At 56.2% G+C, this 20,136-nt stretch carries 16 protein-coding genes; 5 read left to right on the forward strand and 11 right to left on the reverse strand.

Going from position 1 to position 20,136, the window contains the following annotated elements; all coding sequences use genetic code 11:
• Positions 1 to 288: 288 nt before the first annotated feature.
• Positions 289 to 1,242: a TIGR03009 domain-containing protein gene (locus CEE69_RS25175; protein WP_099263363.1), complete on the forward strand. Its 954-nt coding sequence runs from the start codon at positions 289 to 291 to the stop codon at positions 1,240 to 1,242.
• A 157-nt stretch (positions 1,243 to 1,399) separates the two neighbouring features.
• Here the strand turns inward: CEE69_RS25175 and CEE69_RS25180 are convergent, their stop codons facing one another.
• Together CEE69_RS25180 and CEE69_RS25185 are read right to left on the reverse strand one after the other, a co-directional pair.
• Positions 1,400 to 2,377 carry a hypothetical protein gene (locus tag CEE69_RS25180; RefSeq protein ID WP_099263364.1) on the reverse strand — a complete coding sequence of 326 codons (978 nt, stop codon included), beginning with the start codon at positions 2,375 to 2,377 and terminating at the stop codon, positions 1,400 to 1,402.
• 3 nt (positions 2,378 to 2,380) lie between these two features.
• Entirely contained in the window at positions 2,381 to 3,655 is a 1,275-nt protein-coding gene (locus CEE69_RS25185; RefSeq protein ID WP_099263365.1) for a radical SAM protein, read from the reverse strand.
• 421 nt (positions 3,656 to 4,076) lie between these two features.
• On the opposite strand from CEE69_RS25185, the gene CEE69_RS25195 reads away from it, so the two are divergent.
• Positions 4,077 to 5,447 (forward strand): Gfo/Idh/MocA family protein, encoded by a 1,371-nt coding sequence (locus CEE69_RS25195; protein WP_099263367.1) that lies wholly within the window; start codon positions 4,077 to 4,079, stop codon positions 5,445 to 5,447.
• On the opposite strand, the gene CEE69_RS25200 is transcribed toward CEE69_RS25195, so the two are convergent.
• A complete protein-coding gene (locus tag CEE69_RS25200) occupies positions 5,444 to 6,919 on the reverse strand; it encodes a pectate lyase (RefSeq protein ID WP_233215621.1) in 1,476 nt (491 codons plus the stop codon). The genes CEE69_RS25195 and CEE69_RS25200 overlap by 4 nt on opposite strands.
• A 248-nt stretch (positions 6,920 to 7,167) precedes the next feature.
• Here CEE69_RS25200 and CEE69_RS25205 point away from each other — a divergent pair, with 248 nt between their 5' ends.
• The 3 genes from CEE69_RS25205 to CEE69_RS25215 all read left to right on the forward strand — a co-directional run bounded on the left by CEE69_RS25205 (position 7,168) and on the right by CEE69_RS25215 (position 12,028).
• A complete protein-coding gene (locus CEE69_RS25205) occupies positions 7,168 to 8,721 on the forward strand; it encodes a hypothetical protein (RefSeq protein WP_099263368.1) in 1,554 nt (517 codons plus the stop codon).
• A gap of 5 nt (positions 8,722 to 8,726) precedes the next feature.
• Positions 8,727 to 10,634: a MutS family DNA mismatch repair protein gene (locus CEE69_RS25210; protein ID WP_099263369.1), complete on the forward strand. Its 1,908-nt coding sequence runs from the start codon at positions 8,727 to 8,729 to the stop codon at positions 10,632 to 10,634.
• Positions 10,635 to 10,846: 212 nt separating this feature from the next.
• Positions 10,847 to 12,028 carry a Gfo/Idh/MocA family protein gene (locus CEE69_RS25215; protein WP_099263370.1) on the forward strand — a complete coding sequence of 394 codons (1,182 nt, stop codon included), beginning with the start codon at positions 10,847 to 10,849 and terminating at the stop codon, positions 12,026 to 12,028.
• Between the two features lie 128 nt (positions 12,029 to 12,156).
• Here the strand turns inward: CEE69_RS25215 and CEE69_RS25220 are convergent, their stop codons facing one another.
• The 8 genes from CEE69_RS25220 to CEE69_RS25255 all read right to left on the reverse strand — a co-directional run bounded on the left by CEE69_RS25220 (position 12,157) and on the right by CEE69_RS25255 (position 19,963).
• Positions 12,157 to 13,137, reverse strand: a complete 981-nt coding sequence (locus tag CEE69_RS25220; RefSeq protein WP_099263371.1) for a type I phosphomannose isomerase catalytic subunit — start codon at positions 13,135 to 13,137, stop codon at positions 12,157 to 12,159.
• A 70-nt stretch (positions 13,138 to 13,207) separates the two neighbouring features.
• Positions 13,208 to 13,762 carry a nucleotidyltransferase gene (locus CEE69_RS25225; protein WP_099263372.1) on the reverse strand — a complete coding sequence of 185 codons (555 nt, stop codon included), beginning with the start codon at positions 13,760 to 13,762 and terminating at the stop codon, positions 13,208 to 13,210.
• Positions 13,759 to 13,995, reverse strand: a complete 237-nt coding sequence (locus CEE69_RS25230) for a hypothetical protein (RefSeq protein WP_099263373.1) — start codon at positions 13,993 to 13,995, stop codon at positions 13,759 to 13,761. Before CEE69_RS25230 ends, CEE69_RS25225 begins: the two co-directional genes overlap by 4 nt.
• A 119-nt stretch (positions 13,996 to 14,114) precedes the next feature.
• A complete protein-coding gene (locus CEE69_RS25235; protein ID WP_233215622.1) occupies positions 14,115 to 15,023 on the reverse strand; it encodes a hypothetical protein in 909 nt (302 codons plus the stop codon).
• A 196-nt stretch (positions 15,024 to 15,219) separates the two neighbouring features.
• A complete protein-coding gene (gene sufD / locus CEE69_RS25240) occupies positions 15,220 to 16,530 on the reverse strand; it encodes a Fe-S cluster assembly protein SufD (protein ID WP_008668534.1) in 1,311 nt (436 codons plus the stop codon).
• 243 nt (positions 16,531 to 16,773) lie between these two features.
• Positions 16,774 to 18,180, reverse strand: coding sequence for a Fe-S cluster assembly protein SufB (gene sufB / locus CEE69_RS25245; protein ID WP_099263375.1), 1,407 nt, complete (start codon positions 18,178 to 18,180; stop codon positions 16,774 to 16,776).
• Positions 18,181 to 18,238: 58 nt separating this feature from the next.
• On the reverse strand, positions 18,239 to 19,054 hold the full coding sequence (sufC, locus tag CEE69_RS25250) for a Fe-S cluster assembly ATPase SufC (protein WP_008654728.1): 816 nt from the start codon (positions 19,052 to 19,054) through the stop codon (positions 18,239 to 18,241).
• A 63-nt stretch (positions 19,055 to 19,117) separates the two neighbouring features.
• Complete coding sequence (locus CEE69_RS25255) at positions 19,118 to 19,963, reverse strand: helix-turn-helix transcriptional regulator (protein WP_099263376.1); 846 nt, start codon at positions 19,961 to 19,963, stop codon at positions 19,118 to 19,120.
• Positions 19,964 to 20,136 lie beyond the last annotated feature (173 nt).

A 20,136-nucleotide genomic window follows, 5' to 3' on the forward strand; every position in this document is an offset into this window, starting at 1 on the left:
CTGACGTTGGATTCACCAAGGCAGGGCATACTATTTTAGGCAACTTAGGCGAATGAAACACCCCGAAAAGCTTCATTTCGAGGAGTCAGGCCCCCGATTTGCCTCCATAGAGTTTGTTTTGGCTTCGCAGTGCGGTCGAAAACACCGTTTTTCGGCCTTTCGATCGTTTGGTTCATTCAGATAGGCTCGGCGAATCAGATTCCACTGATCCAGTCGGTCCCCGTTCAATTGACCGGCCAATCCGATTGACCCGTTGGTCCGCCTCCCTATTTGTTACGAGCGTCAAGGATGATGCGTTTGAATTTTTCGGTGTTTCGCCGTCCGTTCTCCACAAGTGCAGCGTTCCTCACGGTTTTGGTTGGCGTGGCTGGTTCTGTGGTCACAACCGCTCAACCGGTGGCTGCGCAAGGCCGAGCTGCCGCACCCGCGAATGCAAACGCGGCACCCTTTGCACCGCTCAGTGCTGCCGAGCAACAACGTCTCGATCAAATTCTGGCGGCCTGGGAACAACAAAGCAAAGGCACCAAGACACTTGAGTGCGACTTCAAACGCTGGCACTATGATCTCTTCGCCGCACCCAAGGGCGACTACGCCAACAAAGCCGAAGGCGTCATCAAATACGCCAATCCCGACAAAGGATTGTTCCATGTCAAAGCAGTCGTCAGCTACGACGGCAAGGACGAAAAGGGACAACCCAAGTACTCGGCCAAACCAGGCCTGTTCGGCGAACATTGGGTTTGCACCGGCACCGAACTGAAAGAGTTCGACCATGCGACCAAGCAGTGCAAGATCCAACAGCTGCCGCCAAACATGCAGGGACAACGCATCATCGAAAGCCCGCTACCGTTTGTGTTCAATGCGGATGCGCAACAGATCAAACAGCGATACTGGGTCCAACCGATGCAGTCGAACAATCCAGGCCTGATCCTGATCGCTGCGTACCCGAAGCACCAAGCAGACCGTGCTCAGTACAAGGTTGTGCAAATCGCATTGGACGCCAAAACGTTCTTGCCGCAAGCGTTGATCATGTACGCTCCCAACTTCAACGAAAAAACACAACCGAAGTTTGACCACTACGAGTTCACAAACGTCAAACGAAACTCCATCCAGGCCAGCTTGCAGAAGTTCTTCTTGCAAAGCTTCATCGATCAAGAACCACCGTCCGACTGGAAAGTCTTCCGCGACAATTACAACGGACCACCTCAAATGGCCGAAGGCCAGAACGAAGCTCGCCGCAACTAAGAACCGAAAATGGTCGCGGGCACTTCTTCACCGCGCTATCAAAAATAGCGGAAGGGCGGGAGTCCTCCGGTGACACACGGTGTGACTCCCAATATTTCGCGATCACCGAGTTCTGGCGAATCCGGCTACGAAACTCGGAAGCGACCTAGCGAAGCTTCTAAGCCGTCGGCCAATCTTGGTTGGCGGCCGATAGCTCATCATGCCAACGTTGGACTTCGTTGGCTTCTCGGCATGGGCGTCCGTTGCCAAACGAATCCACGTAGCGACACGCCGCGTGTTGTTGGCGAGCTTGATCGTATTGCTTCACCCAAGCCTCACGTGCGGGCAGCCTTTCGGGAGCAATCGGCCAAACACCGGGTCGCGGCTTCATGTGTTCGCTCATCCCAACCCGCCACGGCTTGGGTGACACTCGCGCGCGGAAGCAATTCTGGTTGAAACACATCCGCACGTAGACCGGGTCGGCTTTGATTCGATCAAAGAAGTCCAGTGCTTCCGCTCCACGTGGATCAAACGTGGCGTGAGTGACCAACACCCGAAAACCCATTGGGGTCTCGTACAAACGAAGCGTCCATTCGGGATGCGATTTCGCAAAGGATGCGATTCGTTTGCGTGCGATCGTTTGAGGCGTGCCGCTTACCCGGCGGCGAACCGTTTCGATCATGCTGCCAAACAGTGCCGCTGACAGCATCGACAAGAACAGCACCAAGAAGATCGGGTTGGTGATGTCCATTTGATGGGCCACGAGTGACAGCACCCCGACACTGATGACGTATGCGATCACGTAGGTCATGCAGCCACTCGATCGCGGAACATCGACATCGGCGAACAGGACGTCGGGCGTGTTCAAGCACAACGCGCCATAGGCATTGCGAGTCAGCACAGCGTCGCCGCGACGGTCAATGATCTCTTCGCGAATCGGCAATCCATCGGCGCCGTTGTAGGCGACCTTGGGCTCGGTGAACGGCAACATCTCGCCGCGTTTGATTTCAGCGATGGCGTCCGCAACACGTTGGTTGGCGTGCTGCTGCGCCTCTTCGACACTGACGTCGGACCAACCAAAACGTTTGACTTGCCGTTTGGTTTTCGCCCCGACAATGCGTTCGCTCGCTTCCGCCCAGTACTCCGGAACAATCATGGATCAGTTCAGCACTGGCAACTGCGAATCAGCCTGCCTCGCCGACGACTTCGGCGGTTGCTGATCCGGATCTTGATACTGGCTTTCTTGATAGTGTTTGCCATATGTGCCGAAGTCGTTGAACGCATACTTCTTTGCCCAACGATAAACAAAGCTGCGTTCGGGAATCTCATCTCCCGGTTGATACTGACTGCGTCGCGGTTCGACGTTGCGAAGTTCCTCCATCACCTTGCCGCGAGCCGTCGTGTCACGGGCCCCGTGCTTGTCAGCCAATTCGAGCAACAGATCAGGCCGTTCCATGATCACACATCCGCGAGTGTTCTGGGCCGTTAGTTCGCGGAAGTCACGAAGGAAGCCAGACTCGTTGAAGGTTTCTTTGAGCGGTTTGCTGTCGTGGATCGATTCCGTCGCCAACTGAATCACGGGACACGGTTCAATGTCGCCCCAAGGTCCCACGTGATGCGTGAACCCGGTGACCGCCGGACACAACGCATTGCCGGCATCGTCGTGATAGGCATCGATGACAATGATTGGCTTGGTCGCTCGCGTGTCGACAACGAATTGACGCACACGTCGTTGCTCTTCGCTGGACAACGCCAACTGCGGATTGGGTTCAGGACCAACGGGCCGATAGATGTGGAACCATGTGTACATCACACCCATCTCGATCAATCGATCGACCCACTTGTCGCGGACCAAATCGTCGATGTTGGATTTACAAACGCTGGTGCAAACACCGACCAGCAATTTGTTTCGAACCGCGGCTTCGATGCCGGCGATGGTTTGATTCAAAACGCCATCACGGCCGCGCCGCGTATCGCTGATGATCTCGGATCCTTCCACGCTGATCAGCGGCGTGACGTTGCCGCACTTGCGAAGTCTCGCGGCGACTTCATCGGTGATGAAGTGGCCGTTGGTGAAGACTTGGAAGTAAACGTCCGGATGAGCCTCGAACAAGTCCAGCAAATCTTTGTGCATGAAGGGTTCGCCGCCCAAGATGCCAAAGAAGCTGTTGCCCATCGCCTTGGCTTGCTCGATCGTTCGATTGGCAGCGTCCAGTTCGATCTTGTGTTGCTTAGCGCCGACATCGACCCAGCAACCTTGGCAGCGCAGGTTGCAACTGTTGATCACCGACAGATACAAGAACGGCGGAAAGAACTCGCCGCGTTTGAGCCGTCGTTTGTGACGATGAACGCTTCGCAACCCTTTCACACCGAGTGCCCAGACTGCTTTGGCGAGCAACCGTTTATCGGTTTCCATCGCGAATCGTTTGGCCATACGGAGGTACATCGGTATCTCAATCAATTGGGGCGTTGAATCTTTGGTGCCATTCAGGCGACCAAATTCGTTGTCAAAAGTCCAGTCGCATTGTCCGAGTCCCACTCGCAAACCAGCTCATTTCGGTGGATCGGCCGACACGTTCTCATCTTAATGGCGAAGCAATCCAGGTTCTCGCCACGGACGCGAAATCGGTTGTTCACCGCATTTCGACCCGACAAAACAGCCCGTTTCCGTGGTATTTCATCGATTGCCACGGAATCCAGTTGGCTCGATTTTGATCGACACGTTCGAGTATACTGCACCAATTGTTTGCTAAAAGAAGCGGCATCTGAGGACGCGTCTGGCGTGTCTCATCGTTCGCCCGCGGGATTGGCCCCGCATTTCTTCCCTGCCCTTTCCCTCCCATTGAGGTCCCACCTTGAACCAGAATCCTTCCAAACGTGAAACCGCTACCACAAACCGTCGAACGGTTTTGAAAGCGGCCGCGGGTGCCGCGGCCATGACGCCTTACTTCGCTTGGTCGCCTCGTTCGCTGGCCGACGAAATCGCCGACGACAAGATCAACATCGGTTTGATCGGCGCGGGCGGCATGGGGCGCGGAAACCTTAACTCCGCCAAACAGTGGCTGAACTTGGTCGCCATCGCGGATGCCGATTCCAGTCGCGCTCAACAAGCCAACGACCAATTCAGTGGTGGTAAAGCCGCCATGCATTCGGATTATCGAAAGGTGTTGGAACGTGACGACATCAAAGTCGTCCACATCGCAACACCGGATCACTGGCACACCAAGCCTTTGATCGAAGCCTTGTATGCCGGCAAAGACGTCTACTGCGAAAAGCCACTGACGTTGACCGTTGATGAAGGCAAGTTGATTCGCAAGGTCCAAAAAGAGACCGGGCGAATCGTTCAAGTCGGCACGCAACAGCGCAGCACGTTCGACAAGTTCGTCAAAGCAATGGCGATCGTGAACGAAGGACGTCTCGGCAAGATTCATCGCGTGCAGGCGGCCATCGGTGGTGCTCCCACCAGCGAAGCCTTGCCCGTCGCGTCGTCACCCGAGGCGTTGGATTGGGACCTGTGGCTTGGCCCAGCACCGAAGGTGGACTATCGCCGTTCGGAAAATGGCAAGAAGTCCAACGGTCACTACGAATTCCGTTGGTGGTACGAATACTCCGGCGGCAAGCTGACCGACTGGGGTGCTCACCACGTCGACATCTGTAACTGGGCATTGAAGCTGAACGGTCAAACCGAAGGCCCTGTTTCGATCGGTGGCTCAGCTCAACACCCCGTCGAATACAAAGATGGCAAACCGGTCCAGATCGATCGCTACAACACAGCGACCGCGTTTCAATTCAACGTCGCTTATCCTGGCGGCACTGAAATGATCATTCGCAACGACACCCGCAACGGCGTGCTGATCGAAGGCGACAAAGGTCGCATCTTTGTCAGTCGCGGCAACCTCTCGGGCAAACCAGTCGAAGACTTGGCGGACAACCCACTTCCCGAAGACGCGATTTCGAAGGTCTACAAAGGCTTGCCGATCGAGCACAACGGACGTCCTGCCCATTGGTTCAACTTCTTGCACTGCCATCGCGAAGGACTCGAGCCCATCTCCGACGTGCACACGCACATGGAAATGCTCAACGTCTGTCACTTGGCCGGCATCTCGGCTCGATTGGGCCGAGATCTGAAGTGGGACAACGACAGCGAGCAAATCGTGGGCGACGATCAAGCCAACTCGATGTTGGCTCGTCCGTACCGCGAAGGCTACGAAATCGAAATGGGTTAAGGTTTGGCTTCGCTTGATCCCAGATAGTCGCATAGCAATCGCACGTTCTTCACGAACGTTGCCGACTGAATGACACCTTCCTCTGGTGTCACTTTGCGGCCATCAGGATCTCGCACAAACCCTGGTTCACGCCAACCACCATCGTCATGCTGAGCCGCCAAGATTTCTGCGATTCGATTCGCGGAGATCTTGGCGGCTTTTTCTGTTTTGCGTTCGCGAATTCGAAGGTAACGCTGTTCAATCGAATCCAACCTGGATTTTCCGACGAACCCGTAGTGATCCGGCATCTCTGAATCGTCGCTGGTGAGTTCGTACTGCAAATTGAAATACAACGGCTTGTTGGTCTTCAACTCCGAATACCGAGGCAATCCGCCGTCCGGTCGCAAACAGGTTTTCAAATAAGCGATCGCCGGTTCAATTGGCTGAAGGAACCTGGCGTCCTGGGTTGCTTCATACAAATCCATCAATGTTTCGATCGCGGTTTGCGATTCAGACCCCGAGATGGCAGGCGGCTCGAACTTACGATCCCAAACCGGGTGCATGTGTCGATCGTACTGCTGAGCCCACGCGGGTTGCGGGTCCGGCATTTGAGCCCGTAGCAAAAACTCGCCGCCACGAATCGCACTGTCACGGTAGCGATCGTCACCGGTCAACTGCCAAGCCAGCAGCATCATGCCAATCATGTTTTGCGTGATGTTGTCGTTCAGCATGTAGCAACCGGCGTACTCCTTCGTCCAAGTGCGAGACCAGTCGTCAGGGTAGCTGGCGTCCAAAATTGGATAGTGCGAAACACTTGGCTGTTGGCGAGGCATGCGATCGTAATTGTGTCCCCAAGCACCGACGGGATACTGGGCCAAACGAGTGGACGTCAGAGCAACTTCGATTGCGTCGTCCAAAGTGGCAGACGATTGCTTGGTGCTTTGCTGCAGCATGTGTCGCAAACGCAGCAAGAACGACAACGCCGCGGAGGTTGTGTCGTCGTCGAGAACCGTCTTGTTGTGCTTCCATTTGCGTTGTCTCCAGATTTCCCATCCACCGGGTTCGGGTGTTTGGTTCATCTTCTCGGCGTTCACTGGAGCACTGGTTCGATAAGGAATCTTCGCTCGTTCGGCATCGCCAAAATCGATCGAATATCCCCAACCTCCGGATACGACCTGGCCCTCGATCAACGCTTTGCCAACTTCCGAGGCTGCTTTCAAATGAGACGCATCGCCGGTCGCGGCATAAGCCTTCAGAAATGCCTCGCCCACGGCGGGGGTCCCGGGCGGTTGCACCCAAATTCGATCGTTGGTGCAGGCTCCTTCCCCGTTGCTGAATTCCCCATCGACGCTGCTGACCCAAGCGTATCCGCCGTGGTCTGCGATGGTCGTGGACATGTAATGGGTTGCCCGCGAAAGCGATTGCTGAACATCCGCCTTCGATGGTGCATCTTCAGCGATGACTCTTGGCGTCCCGCCGGGTAGCAGAATCATCCACCCCATTGTCGCTGCGACTGCGAAACAACATTGTCGACGTAAGCAACACATCGGCGAATCCTTGGACAAGCACGGAGGTGGGGGATGGCGGGAATCAGCCATTCTACCTCACCTCGATTGACGTTGCCCCGGTCAAATCGCCTCGACCCCCTGAGGTCGCAATTGGCCCGTTTGGGTTTGTCCGGGGCCGCTGATCTGTTTCGCCCGCTATATCCCCCGTAGGTCCAGGCGTTTATCCTACGACCATGAGCGAATTCCTCCTCTATTACCGACGACCCGACCCGACGACGTGGGTCTACATGTCGTCATTTTTGACGATTGGGTTGTTCTTTGTCTTCCGTCGGTTCTGGAGCATCCGCAACCTCGACATCGTCCTGTTGATCTTGCTGGCTCCCGGATTGTTGATGGTCAACGAGGGATACCGTCGGCAAACGCGTCTGGCCCGCTTGGCGTCCGCGGAAATCAGTGCCGCCGCCAACACCATTCCCGTCGAAGAGGAAGTGGCCCCCGAGGAGGCTGCGCCAGCCGAGTTGTCTCCCACCGATAAAGCGACCTCCGAATCCGGAACAATTCCCGATGAGCAGCCGGTGGCGGCGGAAGCCCCCGCCGAACCCGAATCACCTCCCGCGCCGCGTGAACTGACCGCGGAAGAATTGACTCGGCTTCAAGAGTCCGAACCCTACCGCCGAGCCGCGGGGTTGCAGCGAGCTGGTTTCATCACGTTGTTCGGCATTCAGTTTCTGGTGCTCGTGCGAATGTTGCTCGACCCGTTGATGGTGCGGCGTCCGCTTTTGGATCCCAACTTGACCACCGGCGGATTGAACTTCCTTGGCATTTCTTTGTTCATCTTCATGATGGCCAACGTCGTCGCCAGCACACCTGAGATTCAACAAGAACAGGGCCCCAAGCTGGGTCCCGGCTACGCGCTGATCAACATGTTGCCGGCCATTCCCACACGACCGATCAGCGAAGCGATCGCAGGTGCCGAACCACCGACGATGGCTGAATTGACCGCCGCGGAACAACGCCGAACAATGATCGCGAAGATCATCGCCATCTTGGCTCAGTCGGCCGTGTTGATTGGCATTCTGTTGATCGGCAATCGACACTTCGGAAACCTCCGCGCCGGTGCCGGTTGTGCGACGTTGTATCTGCTCATGCCTTACACCGCTCAGATGACCGGTCGTGTGGATCACGTGGTCCCCGCTGCGCTGATTCTGTGGGCGGTGCTGATGTATCGCAAACCACTGATCGCCGGACTATTCATCGGTGCTGCGGCCGGGTTGTTGTACTACCCGCTGTTTCTGTTGCCGCTGTGGTGCAGTTTCTACTGGCAGCGCGGCGTCGGACGATTCGCGGGAGCCGTGCTGGTCTCGCTGACAGTGTTGATGGCGTTGCTTGCCTTCGCCGGGGGTGAACCATTCCTGACGCATGTCCAGCGGATGTTCGGGGTGCTGAATCCCAACAAAGGTCCCAATGAGCTGACCGGGATTTGGGAACTGGGTTGGAATCCCATTTGGCGTTTGCCAGTGATCGTCGGCTACGTGATCCTCAGCTTCTTTTTCGCGGTTTGGCCCGGACAAAAGAACCTTGGCATCTTGATCAGTTGCTCGGCGGCGTTGATGGTCGCGGCTCAGTTCTGGCACGGCTACGGCGGCGGCCTGTACATGGCTTGGTTCTTGCCACTGTTGTTGCTGACCATTTTTCGACCCAACCTTCAAGACCGCGTGGCAACGAAAGTCATTGATGGACGCTCGCGTCCTTCCCGCCGGTCCTCCACCGCATTGGATGCAGCCTGAAACGGATGTCCGACTACGCCTCCCAGATCGAGACCTTCGATCACGATTTGCAAGAACTCGAAGCTTCCGATTCACGGTTTGCCGTCTGGCGAATGGTGTTCTTTGTCGGACTGGTCTTGGGCATCGGTTTTTCACTTGCAACTCAACATGTGATTTGGGTCTGCGTCGCCGTTGGATCCCTGATCGCGTTTTTGGTGACTGTGGTTCGCAACGAAACCGTTCGCGATCGAATGGAACTGCTTCGCAACCAATCCCGAACCTTGCACCGATTGCAAGCTCGATTGCAGCGTGACTGGAAATCACTGGCCCGTGACAGCATCGGCATCCGAGCGTCCGAGATTGAGCTCACGCCTGAGCAACAAGCCCTCGCGGGTGACTTGGACCTCGTCGGCGATGCGTCGCTGTTTCAATTGACTTCCATGGCGGCAACCACCCCTGGCGTTCGCACCTTGGCCAATTGGTTGTGCAGCCCAGTTGATCCTCCGCTCGCGAAAGACCGACATGCCTCGGTCACACACTTGGCGGACCAACCCGAAAACCGATTGCGGTTCTATGTGCTCGCCCGCGACATCGGCGGAAGCTCCGGTGACCCGGAATCATTCGTCCAGTGGTCCAAGGAACCCAATTGGTTGCCGCCGCATCGATGGTTGATTCCCTGGGGCAACTTCACCGCGGTTGTTGCCATCGCAATCATCCTTGGCATGGTCGCTGGCGCGATCACGGATCAAGGCGATTGGGTCCGAATGGGAATGTACGGGCTGATCGGAATCGCGGTTGTGAATCTTGCCATCGGCTCTTTTTTGCTGGGCCCCGTCGCGGCAATTTTCCAAATCGCGATGGCCTCGCGGCGCAGCGTCAACGAATACGCCGAACTGTTTGACGCCGCCAATTGGTTGCCCGAATCTCCCGCCGATTCCGCTGGGCCGACCGCTCACATCCGCCGGACGCTACTCGGAGACGCCGGGGGTTCCCAATCGGCTTCCACAGGCATGCGTGAACTGGCGCAAGTCGCTCGCATGGGCGGGCTGAAGCAAACCGCGTCGACGTTCCTGCTGTATCTGCCACTGCAAGCGTTCTGGTTGTGGGACGTTCGCGTGCTTCGTCGCTTGGAAGATTGGAAGTCGCGATACTCTAGCCAAATTCCTGAATGGTTTGACGCCCTCGGCGAACTCGAAGCTTTGATGTCGATCGCCGCCCTGCAACACGATTCACCAGATTGGTCGTCGCCCGAGTGGCTCGAAGATGAATCCACCATCACATTCAAAGGGTTGGGGCACCCGTTGCTGAAAGACGACGCACGAGTCACCAACGATGTCACCATCGGCCCAACCGGAACGTTGTTGCTCGTCACCGGCAGCAACATGTCTGGAAAGAGCACGATGCTTCGAAGTGCTGGGCTGAACGTCGCTCTCGCCATGGCCGGCGGACCGGTGTGCTGTCGACACATGAGCCTGCCGCCTCTCGAGATGGGAACCAGCATCCGAGTCAGCGATGACCTCAGCCAAGGCGTCTCTTACTACATGGCGGAATTGAATCGCTTGTCCGCCGTTGTGACGCATGCCCGCAAGTTAGCCGAACAACGTGCCGCCGGCTCCACCAACCGAATCCAGTTCTTCTTGCTCGATGAGATTCTGCAAGGAACCAACAGTCGCGAACGTCAGATCGCCGTTGCCCGCGTGCTGCGGTTCTTAGTCGACGCCGGTGCGATCGGTGCCATCACGACTCACGACTTGGAACTCGCGGATGATCCCGAACTGATGAAGCTCGCGCACACCGTTCACTTCCGCGAAACGATCACGCCCGACGCCAGCGGCGATGAACGAATGACGTTCGACTACAAAATGCGAGACGGCGTGTCACCCACCACCAACGCCCTGCGTTTGCTCGAAATCGTCGGCCTGGGCGAGAAGTAAATTTGACCACTCGATGGCCAACGGCCAAATTCAGCTCTTTATTTCCGGTTGATCATGGCCGTTGGCCAAGGAAACCATCTCGCAAAACGCGACGTCGGAAATTGCTCCTCGAACTGATATTTCAGCGACGCGAACTACCGGTCGACATTTCGAGTTATGATCGAGCCCCCACCAGGCTCCCTCAAAACTCCCCACCTTCTGAGTGATCGATCATGCAACGACGACACTTTCTCGCCGCCACCGCAGCGGCCAGCCTCGCAACACCCGCTCTCGCCCAAGCGAACTCAGGCTCACTCAAAGCGGTCGCAATCGGGCACACCGGACGAGGCGACTTTGGTCATGGACTCGATAGCATCTGGCAACGCTTGCCCGACACCAAACTGGTCGCCATCACGGATGCCAACCCGGAAGGACTGAAACGAGCCCAACAGCGGCTCAAGGTGGATCGCGGCTATGACGACTACCGCGTGATGCTTGATGAAATTCGTCCCGACATCGTGGCGGTGTGCCCGCGACACGTGGACCAACATCACGACATGGCCATGGCTGCGATCCAGTCCGGTGCCCGCGGCATCTACATCGAGAAACCATTTGTTCGAACAACCGCGGAAGCAGACTCACTCATTGCTGCCTGCAAACAACACAACGCGAAAATCGCGATCGCTCATCGGAACCGATACCATCCCACACTGCCGTTTGTACGCGAGCTGATCGAGGGCGGTGAAATCGGGCGTCTTCTCGAAATTCGTGGTCGAGGCAAAAGTGATCCTCGCGGCGGAGTCGAAGACCTCTGGGTCTTGGGAACCCACGTTCTGAACCTGACGCATTATTTGGCCGGTGACCCCGTGTCCTGCTCGGCATCGTTGATGCAAGACGGTCGCTTGGTCGAACCATCTGACATCAGAGAAGGTCGCGAGGGTTTAGGGCTGATGGCAGGCAACGCCGTGCATGCTCGCTATCAAATGAAGAGCGGCATCGTCGCGACGTTTGATTCCATCGCCAATGATGGCACCGAGAACGCAGGGTTCGGGTTGCGACTGATTGGAAGCAAAGGCACGATCGCGATTCACATCGACAAGAGTCCGCTGGCGTACCTGTTGCCCGGCAACCCCTTTCGAACACCGACCGAACCAGTTGCCTGGATCCCCATCACCGCCGCGGGAATCGGCCAACCCGAACCGCGAAAGGATCTGCGACAAATGGTCGAACACCATGGCTTCCCCGCTCGCGATTTAGTCACCGCGATTCGCGAAGATCGCCAACCGCTTTGCGATGCCAGCCAAGGACGTACGACCGTCGAGATGGTTTGTGCCGTTCTCGAATCACACCGTCAGAACGGGGCCGTGGTGCCGTTTCCGTTGAAGCACCGCGACAACCCGCTCTCGCGTTTTTAGAGAGCTGGTGCAGGACGACCTCCCGGTTCCCTTTGTAGCGGAAGGGCGCGAGCCCTCCGGTATCGAGGCACCGGGCGGCTTGCCCCGCTTCGCTAGAAAAAGAATGCTCTTTCGGGATAGTTTTCGAATCAAATGCTTGTTGGTGGTGACATCCACAGCACAGTCGCGTCACCAGATTGCACTTGAATGGCCCCGCACGCGGCGGGCAGCAACACGCTCTCGCCGGTCGCCATTTTCATTGGGCCATCTTGGTTCGACAGAGTCGCTTCGCCGGAAATCACCGTCAACAAGTGACAACGGTCATCACCGCCGATCGTTTGATCGGTGTCGTGCACCCGTCGCAGAACGAACTTGTCGCACTCGACCAACGTTTCCGTGCCGCTGTGAATCGGTTTTCGAATCGGATCCACCGGGCCTCGTTCGTAGTCCGAAACTTCGAGTGACGATTCAATATGCAGCGGTCGGGATTTGCCCGAAGCATCCACGCGATTCCAATCAAACAACCGAAACGTCGTGTTACTGGATTGTTGAATCTCCGCGACGACCAACCCACCGCCCAATGCGTGCACGGTTCCCGCGGGAATGAAGACGCAATCTCCCACTTCGGGATGATAGGAGTGCAGCGCACGATCGGTTTCACCGGCCAACATCATCTCACGCAAGGATTCGCGATCGACGCCTTCCTTCAATCCTGAATAGATCACGCTGTCAGGTTCGCTGTGCAGGATCACCCAAGCTTCGGTCTTGCCCAGATCCGGCGGTTGCATCGTCGCACCGTAGGCATCGTCCGGGTGCACCTGCACCGACAACACACGGTTGCAATCCAGAAACTTCAGAAGCAACGGAAAGGTCTTTGCATCTGGGTTTGCTTCCACCCAGTCCTTGCCCATCAACCACTGGCGACGGTTGGTAAATAGTTCGCCCAACGATTGTCCCGCCAGTTCGCCACTGATGACGACGCTTTGGTCTTCGCCATGATCGACGATCTCCCAGCTCTCGGCGTAGTCGTCCGCGTCACCGATCGGCTTGTGAAGCATTTCGCCCAATCGGCGTCCGCCCCAGATTGTCTGTTTGAGCAGCGGGCGAAAACGCAGTGGTGTCGAAATCATGGAAGTGTCCGGTTGTTTCCAGCAAAGTGTGTCGTAAGCAAGAACCTGATTTTATTTTCAACGCCTTCGTTCATTTCACTGACTCGATCGCCAACGCCCATGCGTTAGCAAACTCTTCGACGAGCCCGAGCTTCTTTGCCCACTCTTGGAGATATCTTTGATCGAGCTCTTGGTAGTTCACCGCGATCACACCCAGCACATCATTCTTGTCTTGGGGGCGAGACCAGATGAGCTTTTGCAGGATGACGTCTTCTGGTGTCGGAATCCAAACCTCGTCGCCTGCAATGGTGACTTTTTGACGACGCTCAAACCGCACTTGATCAAAAGGTTGGTCGGTCAAACGAAACAGCTCGATTCGGAACGGGCTGCCCACGATTTGAATTTCATTCTTGATCGAACCACCAATGGTCTCAAAAGAGAGCTGTGGATCAAACTTGAACTCGCTGCCAAGCGAGTTTGAAAGTGACTGAATATCGAAATCAGCAGTGCCGATCACAAAGTCGGCATCCGTTGTGGATCGTGGAAATGAATAGTACATGCTGGAGAACGATCCGACGAGCATGTAATCCAGTCCAGCCTCATTGAGAGCGGCGATGATTCTCGAAACCGATTGTTGAAGATTCACTGCTCCGACAAGGTCCTATTCTGCATGCGACGCATCAACTCGATCCGCTCGAACAACAATCGCTTGACCGTCGCTTCATCGGCGTGTGGATCACGCTCGCGAATGCCGTCTTGCACCACGCGGATCGCCAGTTCCGAATGTTCCAATCCCGCTAGCACGCGTTGCTCTCGCGACGTATTGGCCGCCTGAGCCACGCGGGATCGCAACGGATCGAAAGGTGAGGAAGAACTCATACTCTTCGCTATTGAAAACTCAGTTTGACCAGATGAACTGGTGACCGAAAAACCGTCAATCAATTGTACCCGAATGCTCGCAAAAAAAGCCGGCCGGTTTCACGAGGTTCTGAACGATGTCACCGGAGCGGATCAGGCACTTCTTTGGACCTACTCTTCGGCAAGCGATACCACTCGAGCCCAATGGATGTCGAGTGACTGGCAACCAACCATCTTATCAATAGAAAATTGCATGCGATCCAGCCCGCCGTCACCGAGAAAGTGATCCAGAAATCAGGTTCCGTCCAGTTCCCAATCCAAGCAATCGCGGCCACCACCAACCATGCGAGATAGAACGCCGTCCAGACAACGCGACGGCGTAGATCGCTCCAATGCCGAGCCATCGAAATCCAAGTTGGCAATAGAACGACGAACCAACCCATCAAGCCCGCGGTCAAACTGAGTATCAAGACAATGACGAAAACGAAGGATGGTCCCAAGAATTCTTCATTCGGTTCGAAGACCCATTTCTGTTGCAGTCGAGCAACCGTGATGTAGACCGCGACTACCGTCGTCAGCAGCATCAGATCGACCAACGAAACCTTCGCAGGTGTGATTGGGTCGCCGCTCACGCGATCACGCAGGCGAATTCGAAACAGCTTCCATCCGCCCACCCAAAACATGGTGGCCAACAAAGAGATCGTGGTTGCGAATGAAGTCGCAGATAGCAACGCCAAGTGATCTGGCCAGTCCGCCGCACGTGCCGAGCGACCTTCAACCCACAAACTCAACACATGTGCGGTCGTGAGCAACAATAGAAACGCGTGTGATACCAGCCACGTTTTCAAAACATCGATCCAGATTCGCCCTGGACACAGAACGCACCGAATCGCTGACCAAGTGATGAACCACATGAACCCGGTCATCATGACCAAACTGGACGCCACCTCGGCGGCAGCTCCATTGCCTAGAAATTGAATCACTGCACCGAAGGCAATCAGTCCCAGAGCAAACCACTGCAGCCGTTCGATTCGTTGTATTGGCGTCATTTGGTCCTCAGGGTGAGTGATCCTGACCATTGTAAGCCAGGGTTCATTCACCTGCTGCTTGACCGTTTCCGCTTCGAATCACGCTCTTGGCGAAGTCACGGTGGGGGACCACCGTGCTACAGGAATGCGGCTGAGAGCCCTCTGGATTCTCACCGGGCGGCTCGCGCCACTCCGGTAAGACAAACGGAACTCGAAATCACTCGTATTCGCGGACTTGGCGTGCGATCGCGGCGGCCAGTGCGTCGCGGACGCTTTCGATCGTGATCCGGTCAAAGATCTGCTGGAAGAATCCACTGACGATCATGCGAGTGGCTTCCTTCTGCGTGAAGCCTCGGCAACGAGCGTAGAAGATTTGCTCTTCGTCGACCTTGGCCGTCGTGCTGCCGTGGGTGCAACGCACGTCATCCGCTTCGATTTCCAGTCCAGGAATCGAGTCGGCTCGCGAATGGTTGGACAGCACCAAGTTGTCGTTGCGTTGGTAACCGTCGGTCTTCTGAGCGACCTTGTCGACCTTGATCATCCCACGCCACACGGTGCGGCTCTTGTCCTGCTGAGCGGACTTGTACAAGAAGTCGCTGTGGCAGTTCGGCGCCCGGTGGTACTGCTGGGTGTGATAGGCCAGATGCTGGCGGCCTTCCGTGAACATCACGCCGTTGACTTGGCAATTGGCACCCTCGCCCACCATATCGACCGATTGGTTGACCTTGGACAATCCGGAACCCATCGCAGCGATGGTCCATTGCAATTGCGAGTCGCGGTCGATGTTGGCTTGTTGGTGCGCGAAGTGATACGTCTTGTGGCCCCATTCTTGGACGTTGACGTATCGCAGATGCGAACCGGGTTTCTGGATCAGCTCGACCGCACCCATGTGCAAACCGGCCGCTTCTGGATTGGCACTGTTGCACTCGTGAAGAACGGTCGCTTCGGCGCCGTCTTCCAACACGATCAATGTGTGAGCCGTGTCGGTTCCGCCGTCGCTCAACGTCGAACCGAGGTAAATCGGTTTTTCGATCACGACGCCACGGGGCACGTACAGGAATTGACCACCGGACCAGAACGCAGCATGCAGAGCGGCGAACTTGTCGTAGTCAGGATCCACAACGGTGTAAAGGAACGGGCGAACCTTGTCCGGTTGTTCGCGGCACAGACGTTCCAAGCTGCCGAAGATCACACCTTTGGCGGCGAGTTCTTCGTCGAGCGATTCGGAAATCACTTGGCTGTCGTAGGTTTCCAAAACTCCGCCCGGTTCCACCCCATCGCGAAGCTGGTGAACAGCGGGGACATCGCCTGCGGTCGCTTCAACGGGCGGAGCGAACTTTTTGATTTGGAAGGTTCGAATGTCCGTGCGAATCCATTCTTCGCTACGACGAGCGGGCCAATCCATCGCATCGGCATGCGAGAAGGATTCCCGTCGCAGGTCGGTCAACCATTGCGGTTCATCTTTCCGCGATGCGAGAAAGGCTTCGAAGCCAGCGGCATCGAACGTGAGGGTTGAGGTGGTGGTCATGGAGAAAAAATGAAAAGGGTGTTTTGTGGTGGCTGGAAAATGGAAGGTCGCTCGGTGAAAACGCTCTCGATAGGGAACCGCCGAGCAACAGGTTGTGTGGTGGACAACAAATCGTCTTGGCGGAGCGACGCAAGTCGCCCGGTGCGTCACCGGAGGGCTCGCGCCCTTCCGCTATCAATGCGCCGTTTTCAAGGGCGACCAAGTAAAGTCGCGAGCGGCGAGTGTTTGCAGGTCGGCGATGAATCAGCCGACGCTGCCTTCCATTTGCAGTTGGATCAATCGGTTCATCTCGACGGCGTATTCCATCGGCAACTCTTTGACGAGTGGTTCGATGAAACCGTTGACGATCATCGTGCTGGCTTCTGATTCGGTCAGACCGCGGCTGAGCAGATAGAACATTTGCTCTTCGCCGATTCGCGAAACGCTGGCTTCGTGACCGATCTGAACGTCTTGTTCAGCGATCTCGATGTACGGGTACGTGTCGCTGCGGCTTTCCGGATCCAAGATCAACGCATCACAAACAACATTGTTCTTGCTGTTGTGAGCCCCCGGTTCAACGCGAACCAAACCGCGGTAGCTGCTGCGACCGCCGTTCTTGCTGATCGACTTGCTGATGATTTGGCCCGTTGTGTTGGGCGCCGCATGCACAAGTTTGGCACCCGCATCTTGATGCTGGCCGGCTGACGAGAACGCGATCGAAAGGATCTCGCCACGAGCACCGGGTTCCATCATGTGAACGGCGGGGTACTTCATCGTCAGCTTGCTGCCGAGGTTGCCGTCGACCCACTCCATCGTCGCGTCCTGATAGGCGTAGGCACGCTTTGTCACCAGGTTATAGATGTTGTTGGCCCAGTTTTGGATCGTCGTGTAACGACAACGAGCGTCCTTCTTGACGATCACTTCCACGACCGCACTGTGCAACGATTCGGTTGTGTACATCGGAGCGGTGCAGCCCTCGACGTAGTGAATGCTGGCACCTTCGTCGACGATGATCAACGTTCGTTCGAACTGGCCCATGCTCTCCGCGTTGATACGGAAGTACGCCTGCAATGGGAATTCGATCTGCACGCCGGGTGGCACATAGATGAACGAACCGCCGGACCAAACCGCGCTGTTGAGAGCCGCGAATTTGTTGTCAGTCGGCGGGATGACTTTGCCGAAGTACTCTCGCAGCAATTCAGGATGATCGCGAACCGCTGCGTCCGTGTCAGTGAACAAGACGCCCTGCTTGGCGAGGTCTTCTTGCAACGAACCGTAGACAACTTCGCTTTCGAACTGAGCCTTCACACCGGCCAAGAATTTCTTCTCCGCCTCGGGAATGCCCAATTTGTCAAACGTGTCTTTGATTTCTTGGGGAACATCGTCCCAAGACTTCTCGGACTGGCCGGTTGGTTTGAGGTAGTAGTAGATGTCTTGGAAATCCAAATCCAGCGCACCGCCCCATTTCGGCATGGGGCGTGATTCGAACTCGGCCAGTGACTTCAAGCGGAATTCCCGCATCCAGTCTGGCTCGTTCTTGATGTCTGAAATTTGATTGACAACATCCGCGTTCAGGCCTTTTTGGGCCTTGAAGACACCGGTGGTTTCGGTGCGGAAATTGTACTTATTGATTTCGCCGATTTGGTCGTTTTCAGTGACGTCGGTCGCCATAGGTAAATCTCAGTAGGCGTGGTGTGGAGTCTGTTTCGGTAGGAATCGTCGCAGTCGATCAGACAGCGGTTTCTTCAGCCAACATCTCTTGGTTGGCAGCTTCGGCCTCGGGGTACGACTTGCGAATCCGGTCGTAACCATGCTCGTGCAATTCCACGGCCAATTCTTTGCCGCCGGTTTCAACCAGACGGCCACCAAGCATCACGTGTGTGAACTCGGGCGGGTTGTGCACCAACAATTTGTCGTGGTGCGTGATGATCAACAGTCCCATTTTCTCGCGACCGATGTCGGCGATCGATTCGCTGGCCAAACGCACAGCGTCGGCATCCAACCCAGAGTCGGTCTCATCGAGAACCGCGAATTTAGGTTGCAGCATGGCGAGTTGAAGGATCTCAGCTCGCTTCATTTCACCGCCGGAGAAACCGTCGTTGACGTAGCGGCGTGCGAACTCAACATCCATACGCAGGTGAGCCATCTTCTCTTTCAGTTCCTTGCGGAATTCCCGCATCGGAATCAGCTCTTCGCCTTCTTTGCGATCCGGGTTGCGAACGTTGGTCGTTGCGTGACGAAGGAAGTCAGCCATCTTCACGCCTGGAATTGCCATGGGACGTTGGAACGCCATGAAGATTCCGGTGCGAGCACGTTCATCGGGTGCCATCGCAAGGACGTCTTCGCCGTCCAACGTGATGCTGCCTTCGGTCACGGTGTAACCCGGGTGACCCATGATCGCCAAACCGAGCGTGCTTTTGCCGCTTCCGTTGGGTCCCATCAGGGCGTGTGTTTCGCCGTGTTTGATCGTCAGGTTGACCCCACGCAGAATCGGTTTGTCGCCGACGGAAACGTGCAGGTTTTCGATTTTCAGGATGTGATTCATTGCAAGACAAGCCTTCAAGAGATAACAGTTGGTCGTATAGCGAAATCGGTGAGTCTGGTTCTCTCAGCCCGATTCGGAATTGGAGGGTGAATTGGGTTCGTTGTCGGATTTGGTTGAAAACTGGCAACATGAGTCGCCGTCCATCCGGCAGCTGCTCAGATGGACGTCTTCGCCCAAGGCTTCGGACAACATTTGTTCTTCGAGTCGGCACATCGACCGGTCGCCCGCCGCAGCGGTCAAACTTGGATAGGGACATGCCTCGATGTCCAAAACCGGCAGGACACCGTCTTGTTGAGAAGCCGGCTCGATCAGCGAGGCCGAAATCTCCTTCGTTTGCAGCATTGCCGTCAATCGCTGCATCCGTTCTTGGAACGAATCCTGGTCCGCGTCAGTTTGCTGGCACGAACACGGCGGCTTCTTTTCGTCGTGAACCGCGACGCCATCAGCATCGCCTCGCAATGCCGCGGCAAATTGACGCCCCAGTCGAGACGCGATCGCGGTAATCAATTGTTCGCGAACATCACCGTCAGCCATTGCGACGATCTCCGCCCACATGGCCTCAGCCAATTCGGTCGCGTCCGCACCCGCTCGGCGATAACCCGCGGGCGTCAAAACGTAGTGGTAAGTCGGCCGACCACGACCAGCGACGACTTTCTCTCGAGCGATCAACCCAACCTCGAGCAACCGTTCGACACGCTGCCGAACCGCCGTCGCGGTCACGCCCAATTGTTCCGTCAAATCACCAATCGACTTCGGCTTTCCACTGCGAAGACAAAGCAACAACTCGCGATCCACGCTCCGAACCGCTGCTGCATTCACCGCCGGTTGCGATCGCGAAGGAACCACCGAAATGGGGCCTTCGGTCGACGTGTCGGTGGTCGATTCAGAAGTGGAAGGAGATGTTGCCATACCTCCAGTATTCCAATCCTTTGATTTTTGACAACCGTTCTTGTCAAAAATACATAGAGAACCCCCTCACGGGAAATTCGCCGTCTCGCTAGGATCTGGGCGGTTTGTGGGCGATTCTGTCTTCCGAACCGATTGGCGGGGTCGAAAGCGGCCTCCAATTTTTCTTCGACACC

Source organism: Rhodopirellula bahusiensis, from assembly GCF_002727185.1.
Taxonomy (GTDB): domain Bacteria; phylum Planctomycetota; class Planctomycetia; order Pirellulales; family Pirellulaceae; genus Rhodopirellula; species Rhodopirellula bahusiensis.

What these genes read in the sequence shown, in the direction of transcription:
- CEE69_RS25175 (WP_099263363.1), top strand. Translation starts at nt 289, where the DNA reads ATGATGCGTTTGAATTTTTCGGTGTTTCGCCGTCCGTTCTCCACAAGT.
- CEE69_RS25180 (WP_099263364.1), bottom strand. Translation starts at nt 2,377, where the DNA reads ATGATTGTTCCGGAGTACTGGGCGGAAGCGAGCGAACGCATTGTCGGG.
- CEE69_RS25185 (WP_099263365.1), bottom strand. Translation starts at nt 3,655, where the DNA reads ATGGCCAAACGATTCGCGATGGAAACCGATAAACGGTTGCTCGCCAAA.
- CEE69_RS25200 (WP_233215621.1), bottom strand. Translation starts at nt 6,919, where the DNA reads ATGATTCTGCTACCCGGCGGGACGCCAAGAGTCATCGCTGAAGATGCA.
- CEE69_RS25205 (WP_099263368.1), top strand. Translation starts at nt 7,168, where the DNA reads ATGAGCGAATTCCTCCTCTATTACCGACGACCCGACCCGACGACGTGG.
- CEE69_RS25210 (WP_099263369.1), top strand. Translation starts at nt 8,727, where the DNA reads ATGTCCGACTACGCCTCCCAGATCGAGACCTTCGATCACGATTTGCAA.
- CEE69_RS25215 (WP_099263370.1), top strand. Translation starts at nt 10,847, where the DNA reads ATGCAACGACGACACTTTCTCGCCGCCACCGCAGCGGCCAGCCTCGCA.
- CEE69_RS25220 (WP_099263371.1), bottom strand. Translation starts at nt 13,137, where the DNA reads ATGATTTCGACACCACTGCGTTTTCGCCCGCTGCTCAAACAGACAATC.
- CEE69_RS25230 (WP_099263373.1), bottom strand. Translation starts at nt 13,995, where the DNA reads ATGAGTTCTTCCTCACCTTTCGATCCGTTGCGATCCCGCGTGGCTCAG.
- CEE69_RS25235 (WP_233215622.1), bottom strand. Translation starts at nt 15,023, where the DNA reads ATGACGCCAATACAACGAATCGAACGGCTGCAGTGGTTTGCTCTGGGA.
- sufD (WP_008668534.1), bottom strand. Translation starts at nt 16,530, where the DNA reads ATGACCACCACCTCAACCCTCACGTTCGATGCCGCTGGCTTCGAAGCC.
- sufB (WP_099263375.1), bottom strand. Translation starts at nt 18,180, where the DNA reads ATGGCGACCGACGTCACTGAAAACGACCAAATCGGCGAAATCAATAAG.
- sufC (WP_008654728.1), bottom strand. Translation starts at nt 19,054, where the DNA reads ATGAATCACATCCTGAAAATCGAAAACCTGCACGTTTCCGTCGGCGAC.
- CEE69_RS25255 (WP_099263376.1), bottom strand. Translation starts at nt 19,963, where the DNA reads ATGGCAACATCTCCTTCCACTTCTGAATCGACCACCGACACGTCGACC.